Annotated in this window: 6 protein-coding genes and 1 pseudogene; 3 read left to right on the forward strand and 4 right to left on the reverse strand. The window is 56.3% G+C overall.

The features are described from left to right. Positions 1-3010 (forward strand): AvrE-family type 3 secretion system effector (locus tag ALO43_RS21320; protein ID WP_157062352.1); only part of this gene is annotated, 3010 nt, incomplete at its 5' end. 46 nt (positions 3011-3056) lie between these two features. Here the strand turns inward: ALO43_RS21320 and ALO43_RS29400 are convergent. Further along, positions 3057-3211, reverse strand: a pseudogene (locus tag ALO43_RS29400) (type III secretion system chaperone family protein); the annotation flags it as partial. 878 nt (positions 3212-4089) lie between these two features. Here ALO43_RS29400 and ALO43_RS21325 point away from each other — a divergent pair. Continuing rightward, positions 4090-9315 carry an AvrE-family type 3 secretion system effector gene (locus tag ALO43_RS21325; RefSeq protein ID WP_412778928.1) on the forward strand — a complete coding sequence of 1742 codons (5226 nt, stop codon included), beginning with the start codon at positions 4090-4092 and terminating at the stop codon, positions 9313-9315. 60 nt (positions 9316-9375) lie between these two features. On the opposite strand, the gene ALO43_RS21330 is transcribed toward ALO43_RS21325, so the two are convergent. From ALO43_RS21330 to ALO43_RS21340, 3 genes are all read right to left on the reverse strand, one after another. Further along, complete coding sequence (locus ALO43_RS21330) at positions 9376-9765, reverse strand: type III secretion system chaperone (RefSeq protein WP_005891541.1); 390 nt, start codon at positions 9763-9765, stop codon at positions 9376-9378. Positions 9766-9844: 79 nt separating this feature from the next. Then, positions 9845-12082 carry a hypothetical protein gene (locus tag ALO43_RS21335; RefSeq protein ID WP_054998027.1) on the reverse strand — a complete coding sequence of 746 codons (2238 nt, stop codon included), beginning with the start codon at positions 12080-12082 and terminating at the stop codon, positions 9845-9847. Next, positions 12079-12579, reverse strand: coding sequence for a CesT family type III secretion system chaperone (locus tag ALO43_RS21340; RefSeq protein ID WP_054998028.1), 501 nt, complete (start codon positions 12577-12579; stop codon positions 12079-12081). The genes ALO43_RS21335 and ALO43_RS21340 overlap by 4 nt, the downstream gene beginning before the upstream one ends. Positions 12580-12874: 295 nt before the next feature. Between ALO43_RS21340 and ALO43_RS21345 the strand changes: the two genes are divergently transcribed. Further along, the gene (locus ALO43_RS21345) at positions 12875-13738 is read left to right on the forward strand and encodes a hypothetical protein (protein WP_054998029.1); all 864 of its coding nucleotides are present in this window, start codon (positions 12875-12877) and stop codon (positions 13736-13738) included. The last annotated feature ends 49 nt before the right edge of the window (positions 13739-13787 follow it).

The raw sequence follows: 13787 nt of genomic DNA on the forward strand, positions 1-13787 counted from the left end.
TGCCCTCCCGGGAGGGCAGCCGGTCAAAGCGCTCTTCAGCAACGACAACAACGTGCTCAGCGCCCAGATCGAAGACGCCGAGGGCGAGGGCCTGATGCAGCTCAAGGCAGGTGAATGGCAACCTTTCGAGCAGCGCCCGGTGGCAGAAAATGGCTTGAACGATGGGTACTCGCGCATCAAGGGCTCAAACAAGACCTGGCGCCCAAAAGGCGGGATGACCGTCAGGATGGATTACAACTTTATGGGCCGCGGCGGCATGGAGAAACGCCACAAAGCCAGCTCCAGCGAATTCATGCGCGCCAACGTCGCCAAACCCACCCTCGCCTGGCCGCGCTGGATGAAGAACTCCGGTAACCATCTCAAGCATCGTTACCTTGGTCGCGTAGGCTTGAAAGAAGTTTATGAAAGCGAGTCGATTCTGTTCCAGCAACTGGAACTGATACATGAGGCGGGGGGAATGCCACCGGCGCCAGGTAAAGATCTGAAAACGCGCATTGCCGCGCTGGAAAAAAAACTGGGACCCGAAGGCGCCACGCTGATCAAAAAACTGGAAGCTCTGCGCGACGAGCTGGAAAATCACAGTTACACCGCGCTGATGTCTATCGGTCAGAGCTACGGCAAGTTAAAAAACCTCAGGCAGAGGGATGGCATTCTCAATCAGCATGGAGAGTTGGCCAAGCCGGCGGTACGCATGCAGTTTGGCAAGACGCTTGCCGCTAAGTGCGCAAAGCTCAACGTCAAAAGCTCTGGGCATGATTTAGTCAAAGAGCTGCAAGATGCCTTGACCCAAGTCGCTCCGTCCGCTGAAAACCCCACCAAACAATTACTCGGCAAACTCAAGTATCAAGGGCTGAAACTCAGCCATCAGAAAGCCGACATACCCATGGGCCAGCGCCGCGACGCCAACGAGGATCAAGGGTTGAGTAAAGCGCGTCTGGCGCTGGACCTGGTCACACTGAAGAACCTCGGCAATCTTCTCGACGAAGTGGAGAAGCCACAAAGCGATATCGACGTGCTGGAGAAGAAACTGGAGACGCTGCGTGATGTGACCTACGGGAAAAACCCGGTCAAGGTGGTCACAGATATGGGTTTTACCGATAACAGTGCACTTGAAAGCGGTTATGACTCGGTCAAGACATTCCTGAAAGCGTTTAAAAAACAGGACCATGCCGTAAGCGTCAATATGCGCGCAGCCACAGGCAGCAAGGACCAGACCGAGCTGTGCGAAAACTTCAAAAGCATACTCAAGCAACTGGAGCATGCCGACGACGAAATCAGTCTGCAGCGTAGTTATGGACTGAACCTCACCACCCCATTCATGATCCTTGCCGATAAGGCCACAGGCCCCTGGCCAATGGCAGGCGCCACTGCTAATCGTAATTACATACTCAACGCCGAACGTTGCGAGGGCGGAGTGACCTTTTACCTGATGAGCGAAGCTGCGGGGAGCATGAGTGGCGGTTTAGGCGCCGGTCACGATTACTGGCCGGGTTTTTTTGATGAAAAAGATCCTGCACGCAGTGTCGACGTCGGTAACCACCGTTCGCTAATTCCCAACTTTCGCCTGGGCGTAGACGTGACCGCCACTGCCACCGCCAGCCAGCGTGCCGGTGTGGTCTTCAATGTTGCGGATGAAGACCTCGGCTGGTTTGTCGACAACTTGTTCGCGGGCACACACAACCCGCTGAAAATGATGAAAAAAGCAGTAGACCATGAGGCCTATCAGGCGCGACGATTCACGTTTGATATCACCGGGGCCGGAACGGCAGAACTGCGCGCAGGTATCAACCTGACCCCGGATAAAAGCCCGACAGCCGACCCTGACAGCGATTCGTTTTCTGCAGTTGTACGCGCGAGGATCGCTGCAAACCTTACTGTTAATGCGCTGAACTACAACGATTACTCACTGATCCAGAAGAACGACAAGACTGAATTGCGTGAAGGCGGCAAGAACCGCCCTCGATTCTTCAATAGCCTGGCGGCGGGGGGACAGATTCGTGGCCAGATAGGCGCCACCCACACTGAATCTACAGGTCGCCCTGCCTCCACTCCCGGGCCGACAGCCGCCTCCCAGTCAGCCGCCAACAATTTAGGCGCAGCATTCAATTTCAGCGCCGATAGAAAAACTGTCAAACGGGTCAAGTTTCGCTACAACGTAGCCAAGCCGATAACCAACGAAGGTCTGACCAAGCTGTCAAAAAGCCTTGACGGTGCATTCAAGGACAACACGATCAAAGCAAAACTGGCCGAACTGGCCGACCCTCTGAATGCACGCTACACAGGCAAGAAACCTGACGAGGCCATTCAGGCATGGCTCGACGGGCTTGAAGAGTTGTTTGCCGATACACCACCGCCGAACGACGATGACAAGAAGTACAAGGCGCTCCGCCAGCTGAAACGCGCAGCGGTCGAGCATCGGGCGTCCGTCAACAAGCACAGCGTAATGGACAACGCACGTTTTGAAACAAGCAGAACCGATATATCGGGCATGACCAGCGAGAACATATTCACCAGGATCATGAATTTACTGGGCAGCGAGAGCGCTCCAGGTAACGCGACAAGGGTTATCGAACTCATACGCCACGACCCGAAACTTCGTGCCTTACTGAAGGAAATGGAGCACAGCGTCGGAACGTTGGCACGCGTACGACTGGAACCCAAGGACTCGCTAGTCGATAAAATCGATGAAGGCAGCCATGACGGCACCATGACTCAAAACGACCTCTCCCGTCTTCTGGAAGACCGCAACCAGATGCGCATCAAGCGGCTGGTGGTATTCCATACCGTGACTCAGGCTGAAAATTTCAGCTCACCTCTGCCCTTGGTCGGTTATAACAGTGGCGCAAGCTTAAGCATCACTAAAACGCTAGGACGCATCAACTTCATTTATGGCGCCGATCAGGATAAACCGATTGGTTATACCTTCGACGGGGAATTGTCACGACCATCCGCTTCGCTCAAGGAAGCAGCGGCCCAGTTGAAAAAAGCGGGGTTTGAATTGAAGAGTTGACAACGCAAACAGCGAAAAGCGCCGCATTGAAGCGGCGCTTTTTTATTCAGGCGTTTAGAAGAATACGTGCCTCGCGCGCCTGTGAAATAAACCCACTCGTCACGTCGCAGAACGCTGGCTCATCGAGCGCCCCCAGTTAACGCGGCGCACACAGCCGTAGTCACCCTGATCGACGGCGAACCAGCAACCGTGCAGGCGGACAGCAGGCATCTGCAGAGCTGGGCGACGATGTCTGCGCCACGACCTGGGGCTCATGTCGGCTGCGAAAACCCTTCATCTGAAACACTTCGGTCACTCCTTTTTCATGGAACCAGAGCCGCGCGTGCGCCACGCAGTCTTTGGATGATTTCAAGGACTCACCCAGGTATCGCTCGGCGACAGCGAGGACGAGGAGATTCAAAGTGCAGGCACCCACGATCAACCGGAACACCGGAAACGTTATTCAGGCACAGGCGGCTGCAGACCTTCGCAACTCATCCGACTTGCAGCAACGCGCCGAACAGCCCACCCAACGCTCATCACACTCGCTGGGGAGTCTGGGAAAACGAATGCTGAAAAGCGTCGGCAAAGTGTTTCAGAAATCCAGAGCACCGCAGCAATCAGCGGCCAGACCGCCCAGCACAACGAACACCTCAAGCTCACGCCCGCTTTCCAGTGACGCGGCCATCCAAAACGCCGCTCGGGGCTCTCGCCTGACGGGCGCTGACAATCCACCTAAATCAATCCTGCGCAACAGTTCAGATAAAGCGAGCAGCTCCGGGACAGCGGGGCCTGGCGCCGAAAAAGCGCTCAAGCAGACAGAGCCTGCCGACCGAAACAACCGCCGTGTGAGGTTCGACATTCCGGGAGAGCGCCTGGAACGCAGTGCTTCAGCCGAACTATCTGCAGAGTCAGCGGCTGATGAAGAAGCGGTCGCCAACGCTGTTCGTGAATCCCGACTTCCCGGTAGCCGTCTGCAAGGGCACGACGGCACGCGCCAGTCATTTATGGCTACCAATCCCAATCAGGCAAGCAGCTCCGGAACCAAAGTCGGCGATTTAGATGAGCCCGCGCGTAGGGCCGAACTATCTGTAGCGCCCATGACTGATGAAGAAGCGGTCGCCAACGCTATTCGTGAATCCCGACTTCCAGGTAGCCGTCTGCAAGGGCACGACGGCACGCGCCAGTCATTTATGGCCACCAACCCCAATGAGGCAAGCAGCTCCGGAACCAAAGTCGGCGATTCAGATGAGCCCGCGCATGATGCCGAACTATCTGCAGAGCCCATGACTGATGAAGAAGCGGTAGCCAACGCTGTTCGTGAATCCCGACTTCCAGGTAGCCGTCTGCAAGGGCACGACGGCACGCGCCAGTCATTTATGGCCACCAACCCCAATCAGGCAAGCAGCTCCGGAACCAAAGTCGGCGATTCAGATGAACCCGCGCATGATGCCGAACTATCTGTAGCGCCCATGACTGATGAAGAAGCGGTCGCCAACGCTGTTCGTGAATCCCGACTTCCCGGTAGCCATCTGCAAGGGTACGACGGCACGCGACTGTCGTTTATGGCCACCAACCCGAACGAGGCAAGCAGCTCCGGAACCAAAGTCGGCGATTCAGATGAGCCAGCGCAGGGTCCAAATCTGGGACGCAGCCGTGGCGGTCGCTTTGAGTTCAAGGACGAGCAATTGAGGCGCGATATAAAACCTCAAGGCACTATCAACCTGAATGCCAAGGGCAAGCCTGATTTCTCTACGTTCGTTACGCCAGGCCTGGACCTGTTGCTGAAGGATCTCCTTGCTAAATCGGGGCAAACCTATCTTGCTCGGCAAAGTCAGGATGGTGTAGCTGGGCACCAGTTGTTGCAATCAAATGGGCATTTGTTGCATCTGCTGCAGGACGACAGCTCACTGGCGTTGATTCGCAGCAGTGAGAAAACAATCTCGGTAGAGGGGAAAAAACCACCGGCTGTGAAAATGGAACGTTCGGGTGGCTATATTCACATTGACGGCCCTGGTGGACGCAAAAGCCAGGAGCTGCCTGGCAAGGCGCATATCGCCTACCTCACCGACGTACACCAGACTACCAACGGAGAACGCCTGCGTGTGCACGAGGGTCGTCTGTATCAGTTTGATCCGGTGACCACCCGCTGGGCTCCAAAGGACAGTGACGATGCTGCCTTCAATCACCTTACAACCGGCGGGAACGGCTCGGTCTACGCAAAAAGCGATGATGTCGTCGTCGACCTCTCCAGTACGTTCAAACCGATGGGAGAGGTCAAGGGCCTGAAGTCATTTTCGGTTGCGCCTGACAATACCGCCGCCATGCTCAGCGGCTCGGACGCTCAAACTGTCCTGCTGACCGACATGAGCCCGGTGGTCGGCATAATGACGCCGAAGAAGACCAAGACCCTGGAGCTCGACGGCGGCGACGCCCGGGCAGCAGCGGTCGGTCTGAGTAACGACAAACTGTTTGTAGCTGACACTCAGGGTAAGCTTTACAGCGTCGACCGCAGTGCATTCGAAGATGACCAACCGACGTTGCGCCTGATGCCAGAAAAGACCGGCTACAACCTGGCAGGTCATCCAATGGGCGGCCATGACAGCGTCACTGGGTTCATCAGCGGTGATGATGGCCGCGTCCATGCATTGATCAAGAACCGCAAAGGCGAGGTGCATTCCCATGCACTCGATGAACAGAACTCGAAGCTGGAAAGCGGCTGGAACCTGACCAATGCGCGGGTGCTGGACATCACTAGCGGCCTGACCGTTCCGGCAGCACCTGCCGCTGCAGACCGCCTTAACCTGGATCGCGGCGGGCTGGTTGGTCTGAGTGCGGGTCGTATTCAGCGCTGGGATGCGACGCCTCAGTGCTGGAAGGATGCAGGCATAAAGGGCATTGAGCGATTGCAACGTGGTGCCGACAGCAATGCCTATGTATTGAAGGGTGGCAGGTTGCTCAAACTAAACGTGGCGGCCAAGTACCCCAATATTGCCTTTGACAACAATACAGCCCTTGCCCCGGTAGAACGCTCGACCAAGATCGAGATGGGCAAAGAAGTCGAAGGTGTGGAAGGTCGTATAGTTACCGCCTTTGCCATGGTCAACGAGAAGCGCTTTGTCGCACTTGATGACCAGAACAGGCTGACCGCCCATAGCAAAGACCACAAGCCCATCGATCTGGACACTTCCGGAGTTGATGGTGAGATCAAAACGCTGGCGCTGGACGAAAAGCACAATCTTCACGCACTGACCAGTACTGGAAAGCTTTATTGCATGCCGAGGGCAGCATGGCAGGGGACCAAGCTGGGAGAACAGCTCAACGCTAAATGGACGCCCGTTGCCGCGCCAGGGGAGCAACCTGTCAAAGCGCTTTACAGCAATGACGACAACAGATTGAGCGTCCAGATTGAAGACACCGATGGGCATGGCCTGATGCAGTTTAAAGGTGACAAATGGCAGGCTTTTGAACCACGGCCCGTGGAAAAAAACGGCCTGACTGACGTTTACAACAAGATAGTGCGCAAGCACAAAACCTGGCGTATTCCAAAAACAGGTTACACAGCGAAACTGGAGGCCAATTTCTTAGGCCGCGGCGGCATGGAAAAAAGCTCCCGCCCCGCTCTCGGTGAGGCCATCCGCGCCAATGTTTACAAGAACACCCTGGAAACGCCTCGCTGGATGAAGAACGTCGGTAACAATATCCAGCATCGTTACCATGGTCGAGAGGGATTGAAGGAGGTCTACAAAAAAGAACTGATCCTTTTCAAGCAACTTGAACTGGTTCATGAAGCCGGGGGCGAGCCGCCTGCTCAGGGTAACGATCTGAAAGCGCGTATCGCACGACTGGAACTCGGCCCTGCGGGCGCTGACCTTTTGAAAGAACTAGAGACGTTTCGCGACGAACTGGAACAGCACGCGAAAACAGCACTGGAAAACATTGGCAAGGATTACGGCAAGGTCAAAAACCTGAGACAGAACGACGGCGTACTGAACCAGCACAGTGAGGCGGCGAAGCCGTCGATAAGAACTCAGATCGGCAAAAAGCTGACCAAAATGAATTCAACGTTGAACTTCAAAAGTTCCGGCCATGATTTTATTCAGGAGGTGGAAGACGCACTGTCGCGTATTGCCCCTTCGGCAGAGAACCCGACCGCCACAACGCTCAAGCTATTGAAGGAAAACGGAGTAAAGCTTTCTCACACCAAGACCGACATTGGTCTGGGGCAGCGTCGCGATGCCAATGACGATCACGGTTTGAGCAAGGCTCGCCTGGCGCTGGACCTTGTGACCCTGAAAGATCTTGGCACGCTGATCGACAAAGTTGAGCTGCTGACGCCACAAAGCGACATGTCCGGTTTGAAAAAGCAGCTGGAAACGTTACGCAACGTCAACTATGGAGAAAATCCGGTCAAGCAGGTCACCGACATGGGCTTTACCGATAACGCGGCACTGGAAGGCGCGTATGACGCGGTCAAGGCGTTCTCGAATGCATTCAAGAAACCCGACCACGCAGTCAGCGTCAACATGCGCGCGGCGACCGGCAGCATGGACCAGACCGAACTGGCCGACACCTTCAAGGCCATGCTTAAAAGCCTGGAACATGACGATGATGAAATAGGTCTGCAGCGCAGTTACGGACTTAATCTGACCAGTCCGTTCGCCATTCTCTCCGACAAGGCAACAGGCCCGTGGCCAAGCGCAAGTACCACTGGAAATCGCAACTACATACTCAATGCCGAGCGCTGTGAAGGTGGTGTAACGATGTACGTCATGAGAGAAGCGGCCGGTAATATCAGTGCCGGCGTGGGGGGCGGTAAAGACTTCTGGCCTACTTTTTTCGATAAAGACAGTCCTGCCCTCAAAGTCAACGTAGGCAACAAACGCAGCATGACACCGAACTTTCGTTTGGGAGGAGACCTGACGGCGACGGCGGCGGCCAGCCAGCGAGCCGGGGTGATTTTCAATATTCCGGACGATGAAATCGACGAATTCGTCGACGAACTGTTCGAGGGTAAGCTCAATCCTTTACAGTTATTGAACAAGGCAAAGGACCATGAAATCTATGCCGCTCGCCGCTTCAATTTCGACATAACGGCAGGCAGCAATGCCGAGTTGCGTGTCGGCTTTGGCCTGTCGAAGGACGGCAGTGTGCCGCTTTCTGCAGTGGCACGCATGGGCGTGGCTGCGAACGTCACGGTCAACCTGTTGAGCTATACAGACTATTCCCTGACTCAGAAGAACGACAAGACCGAGTTGCGCGAAGGCGGCAAGAATCGACCCCGGTTTTTCAATAGCCTGTCGTTCGGCGCCCAGGCTCGTGGGCAGCTAGGTGGCACCAATACCAATACCACAGCGACCCCGACATCCGCTGCCGGGCCTAGACCTGCCAGCCAATCAGCTGCCAATAACCTGGGGGGGACGTTAGGCGTGACCATTGATAACAAGACCGTCAAACGGGTCAAGTTTCGCTTTAACGTTGCAACACCGGTGAATGCCGAAGGCGTGAACAAAATCTCGAAAAGTCTGGGTGACGCCTTCAAGGATAGAAGCACCACAGCCAGGCTCGCAGAACTCAAAGACCCTCTGAGCAATCGGTACACGGGCCTGCGCCCGGACCAGGTCGTCCAGTCGCACCTTGATGGGTTGAAGGAACTGTTTGCCGACAGGCTTGCGCAGAACGACAAACAGTACAAAGCGCTTCGAGACCTGAAACGAGCGGATGCCCGACACGAAGCGTCTGCCAACAATCACAGCGTGCTGGACGGTGCCCGCTTCGAGACAAGCAGGGCCAACTTGGCCGGCCTTAGTCATGAAAACCTGGTTACCAGACTCAAGGCTCTGGTAGGAGAAGAACGCTCTAATGGCAACGCGACAAGGGTTGCCGAGTTCATGAAAAAAGACCCGACTCTCAGAGACCTTATCAAGCAGCTTGAGGGCAGCGTTGGCACCCTCGCCCGAGTACGACTTGAGCCGAAAGACGCTGTAATCGACGATATAGACGAGGGCTGCCGCAAGGGTACGCTTACACAGACTGAGCTCTCCAGCCTCCTGGAAAATCGCGACAACATGAGGATCAAACGGGTGGTGATTTTTCACTCTCCCCCACAGGTGGAGAACTTCATCTCGCCGACACCCATGGTCAGCTATAACAGCGGCGCGACGCTGGCGGTGACCAAAACGCTGGGGCGGATCAATTTCATTTATGGTCAGAATCAGGATACCCCCATCGGTTACACCTTTGACGGCGAGCTGTCGCGGCCATCAGAGTCACTTAAAGAGGCGACAGGTTTGCTGAAGAAAGCAGGCTTTGAAGTCAAAAGCTGATAAGTGAAACACATGAAAGCGCCGCACATAGCGGCGCTCTTCCTGATCGCAGGAGGAATATCAAGCGTGCAGAAAGGCACGCGCCTCACGTGCCTGTGAAATGAACCCACGCGTCACGTCACAGAACGTCGGCTCATCGAGCGACCCCAGTTCACGCTGCGCACACAGCCTTACATCACCCTGATCGACGGCAAACCAGCAACCGTGCAGGCGGGCGACATCGAAGTTAAGGCTCAGCAGGCGCTGCAAATCGGCAGAGCGCTCAGGGCAGCGCCCTACGCGGCAATGAAAAATGACCATCTCGCTATGCTCGGGCAACTCGATGACCGCAGCTTCGTTGTCCTGGCTGTCGTACAGGGCGCACACGCCGTTCTGCAGCATAAGCGGGGCGTCAAGCTGGGCACCAAGAGCACTGATAAAACGGGCGAAATCGGGTTGCGGGGTTTTCATCGTTATAGTCCTTTAAGGGGGGAAAGCGCTATGAATCAGCCGGGCAGCAGGCATCTGCAGCCTGTGCCCGGCTTCGGGTTTAACGTGAGGTGGGCAGGCCTTCTTCCATCGCGCGTAACTGCGCATCGTCGAGCGAAACGTCAGGTGCCTGCGGGCTGCCCGGTGGCGTTGTCTGCGCGACGACTTGGGGCTCATCGGCGGACGGGGGTTTTGCCGGGGTAAGCGCAGCGCGGGCTGACGACACTCCGTTCAGTACACCTTCCTCGACGACCCGAACCGTGTCCACAGCCATCTGGGTCGGCAATTGCAACGTACCTCTGCCCATGTGATAGGCGTTTTCCAAGGCTCTTGGAATGCCGCTCAACGTGCTCGGCTGGAACGTATGTGGCAGCGATGCCCTGTCCGGGTGACGGATATTGTTCAAGGCTGTTTCAGTACGAGCCAGCATCGGCGTTGCACCGCCCATGCCTGCCTCCTTCAGCGCCTTGGCTTCCGCCGTCACCGACTGGTTTGCATACAGGGTAGACAGGTAGGACACCGAACCAGTCGCAGCCAAAGCCATGTTACGCAGAATGGTTCCTGCACTCAGCCTGCCCTGCTCGCCTTTGGGCATGGTTGCCACTGGCGGCAATGAACTGGTCAACGCAGAGCTCTGGATGCCCGACAGAGCCTTGCTGTAAAACGCAGTGCGAACCGCGGGATCACGCGGGTCCAGGCCTTTAGCCAGATCCTTGGCCAGGTCGGCATTTTTTCTGTCTGGCGTGAAGACTGGAATCTTGCGTCCCTGCGGATCGACGTAGGTGGAGTTCAACTGTGCGATCGTTTGCGTAGTGGCCGAAATACCACCTGCCATCCCGGATGTGAGGCCTCTGGCAGCCAAGGTCTGGCCATTGATCTGATTGAGATCGTGAAGCATCTGGCGAACAGCCTGACCGCCACCGAAAGAGCTGTAAGGAATCATTTCACCCAGCGGGTGGGTGGACGTGACCTGAACTTTTTTCTGATTCAGGATAGCCCGCTCGTCTTCGACCAACGTTTTGTCATCGCTCATTTCCTGGGCAGTTTTCTTGACCAGCTTGCCGTTGTCATTCTTGAGTTCAAAAGGGTCCGGAATGACCGAGTTGGTGTCGATGCCCTTGAGTGGAACCATGTTCAAGCGCTCATTGAGGCCAGACGTCTGCCACCCGGCCTGAATCAAGGGTTTTACCAGATTGGTGACACCTTCATGAGCAACGCCTGCTACCAGCCCCACGACTGTGGCCTTCAGCATGCTGGCGTCGCTGCTCTTGCCGGGTACGGCATCTTTCATTAGATCGTTCATGGCCGAGCGGACGACACCCAGATGGGTCATTGACGCAATGAATTGCGGGATCGCGGCAGCCACAATCGGCCCGGCCCCCTTCCAGCCACCCACCGAATTGCGATCAGAATTTAGCGTCTGCACCAGAGTGTCCAGCTGCGCATGAGCGGCCACAGACTGAAGACGCTTGCCTTCCGGTGACTTGGGGAACCCGTCGCGCAGTTCGACCAGCGTAGCCTTGGCGTCGACCAGCGCCTGTTTGTCATTCTCACGAGTGAGTCGGCCACCGTCATCAGCATTTTCCAGCGCCGTGTTCAGATCCTCAATGTGGCTATCGATCGACGCAATACTTTTGCTCAGCCCCTCTTCGATGGATTTGCTGGCACGGCCCGCGTATTTACCCAGCGCTTCCTGACTGATAGCCAGAGCATTCTGGTCGCGCAGACTGACAGGCAGGCGCGAACCGTCAGGCCCGGATAAATTTGCCCGTGCGTCATGCATGAGCTGGAAGTGCTCCAACTGATCGGCGACTGACTGCGCAAAGCCTTTGATCAGTTGCCCGACTTCGGCCTTGTCGGGCGCCTGACCCGGCTGGGCAAACTTGCCTAACAGCTGCTGCAGGTCCGAGCCGTGAAACTTTTTAAGTTGATAGCGCTCAGGTGACAGTCTTTGAGCCATCTCTTCGAAGGGCACCTTTTCCGATCCCGGCCGAGATAGCGCACTGCCGATCAATAAAGCCGCACGCGGGCTGATCAGGGGCTCGCCACTTTCGGTTGAAGTCGCCGGCTCGGCCATGAATTCCTTCAATATTTTTTCGTGCTCCGGATCGACTTTGAGCCTTGCTGCGCCAGCCGCCGAGCTCTCTCCCACTTCTGCAATTGACTGGCGGGGAGTCAGCGGCGGGTTAGTGCCCGGGGTGACCGCATTAGGGTGAGGTGCAGCAGCAGGGCTTGCGGCATGTTGCTGGCTCCCCTGAACCATCTCGATATTGCCTGAGCCAACTCGTGTAATAGTCATTGGAACCTCCCGAGAGCAGAAGCACTTTCACGCTTTGTTGCTGAAGACACCGGCAGCGCTGCTGGTGCGCTCGCCGCGTCGGTCTGGCCCTGGGCCATGAAGCCATGCTCACGCCACTCTTTGGCCAGTTCGGCAAAAGATCTCATCAGCAGCAGAACGCCTTCGGCAGAGGAACGCTCGATCCCTACCGACCCCATCAGCAACACCCTGCCGGTCTGAGCATTAAAGGAAAATACCGGGCTGTGGGCACCGGAGAACATGTGAAAATTGATGTCCATCAAGGCCAATAGCACGGTGTCACGATTGCGTGAAGGCAATCCGCCCATGTCACCGTAGATCAACACAGCACTCCCCTCGTCGCGGTCCTGATATTGAAGGGTGAAATCCACGTCGCTGATTTTGAAATTGGCAGATTCGTAAAAGCGCTCGGGATTAGAGATCAGGCTGAGCGCACAGATCTCGTTGATAAGCGTGTGGTACTGATCATTGTTGGTCATCTCACGGCCTCCGGTTGGAATGAAGCCACGCCCTATTCGATGGGTGTGTTAGCACTGTGTCGAAGCCAATAGCATTTTGGTTCCTTGCGTTCGGCACCCTGACAAAAAACGCCGCAGCGCAGAAATTGTCATGCGATACCGGTGGAACCCATCATCTCGCGTTGCCACTCACCTCAGGCAACACCAAGGCGAAGTCCTCGTCGATCTATAGAACTGACAGCGGCACGGCGAACAACGCCGGTAAATCCGGACTACAACGCCGGTTCATCTGTCCATCCCATAGAGGTAAAGCACCATGACCATCGGCATCAACTCAATGCAAGCGTCAAACACGCTGGACTTCTCGGCGCTGAATAGAGAGGGGTCACAAAACAAGGCGCTTAGCGAGCAAAATACTCAGAAAGCCGTAGACCCAAGCTCGTTGCTGTTTGCCAGTGACAAACAGAAAGACGTCAACTTCGGACAGCCCGACAACTCTGTTCAAAATTCGCAGGACGGCGGCAAGGCAGGCGACAGCCAGTCGAAGATAATGAAGCTGCTTACCGAGCTGTTGCAGGCGCTGTCGGATATGCTCTCGGGCAAGGATAAAAAACAGGACGCCGGCCAAGAGCAGAACAATGGTGGTGGCGGTGGCAACCAGGCGCCCAGCAACAATGGCGGACTCGGTACTCCGCCAGCATCAGGCGGCGGTGGCGGTACTCCTGCTGCAGCGGGCGGCGGCAGCGGTGGCGGCGCACCTGCTGCGGCAGGCGGTGGCGACAGCGGCGGTGGTGCACCTGCTGCTGCGGGCGGTGGCGGCGCACCAGCCGCTGGAGGCGCTCCGCAATCCCTTGCAAGCGCTGACGGCCCTTCGAACAACACCGGCGATGCAGCCAAGGGTAGCAATCCCCTTGAATCTCTGCTCACAGAACTAGCGGCTAAACCAGGCCACGCTGGCTCGGCTGCGGAATTGGCAAGCGCTACAGATCCATCTGGCAAAGTCGATTCGGTAAAAGACGCTTCCAAGGCTGGTGCAGGTGCCGCAGCCACTGGGCACGGTCAGACCGAGCCTGTCGACAAGTCGGCGGCCAAGGGAGACCCTGCTGACAAGCAGAATACAGCTAACGTCGCCGCAGCCGACGCCAAGCCTGAATCCGACAAAGCCAAGGTAGCTGCCTGACAGGGAAGCCTTTCCGGTAAAAGCACCGGTAAATGAAAGGGGCGTATTC

Origin of the sequence: Pseudomonas tremae (assembly GCF_001401155.1) — a bacterium.
Taxonomy (GTDB): Bacteria; Pseudomonadota; Gammaproteobacteria; order Pseudomonadales; family Pseudomonadaceae; genus Aquipseudomonas; species Aquipseudomonas tremae.

Coding starts and splice junctions, on each gene's coding strand:
- ALO43_RS21345 (WP_054998029.1), top strand. CDS start 12,875: ATGACCATCGGCATCAACTCAATGCAAGCGTCAAACACGCTGGACTTC.
- ALO43_RS21325 (WP_412778928.1), top strand. CDS start 4,090: ATGACTGATGAAGAAGCGGTCGCCAACGCTATTCGTGAATCCCGACTT.
- ALO43_RS21335 (WP_054998027.1), bottom strand. CDS start 12,082: ATGACTATTACACGAGTTGGCTCAGGCAATATCGAGATGGTTCAGGGG.
- ALO43_RS21340 (WP_054998028.1), bottom strand. CDS start 12,579: ATGACCAACAATGATCAGTACCACACGCTTATCAACGAGATCTGTGCG.
- ALO43_RS21330 (WP_005891541.1), bottom strand. CDS start 9,765: ATGAAAACCCCGCAACCCGATTTCGCCCGTTTTATCAGTGCTCTTGGT.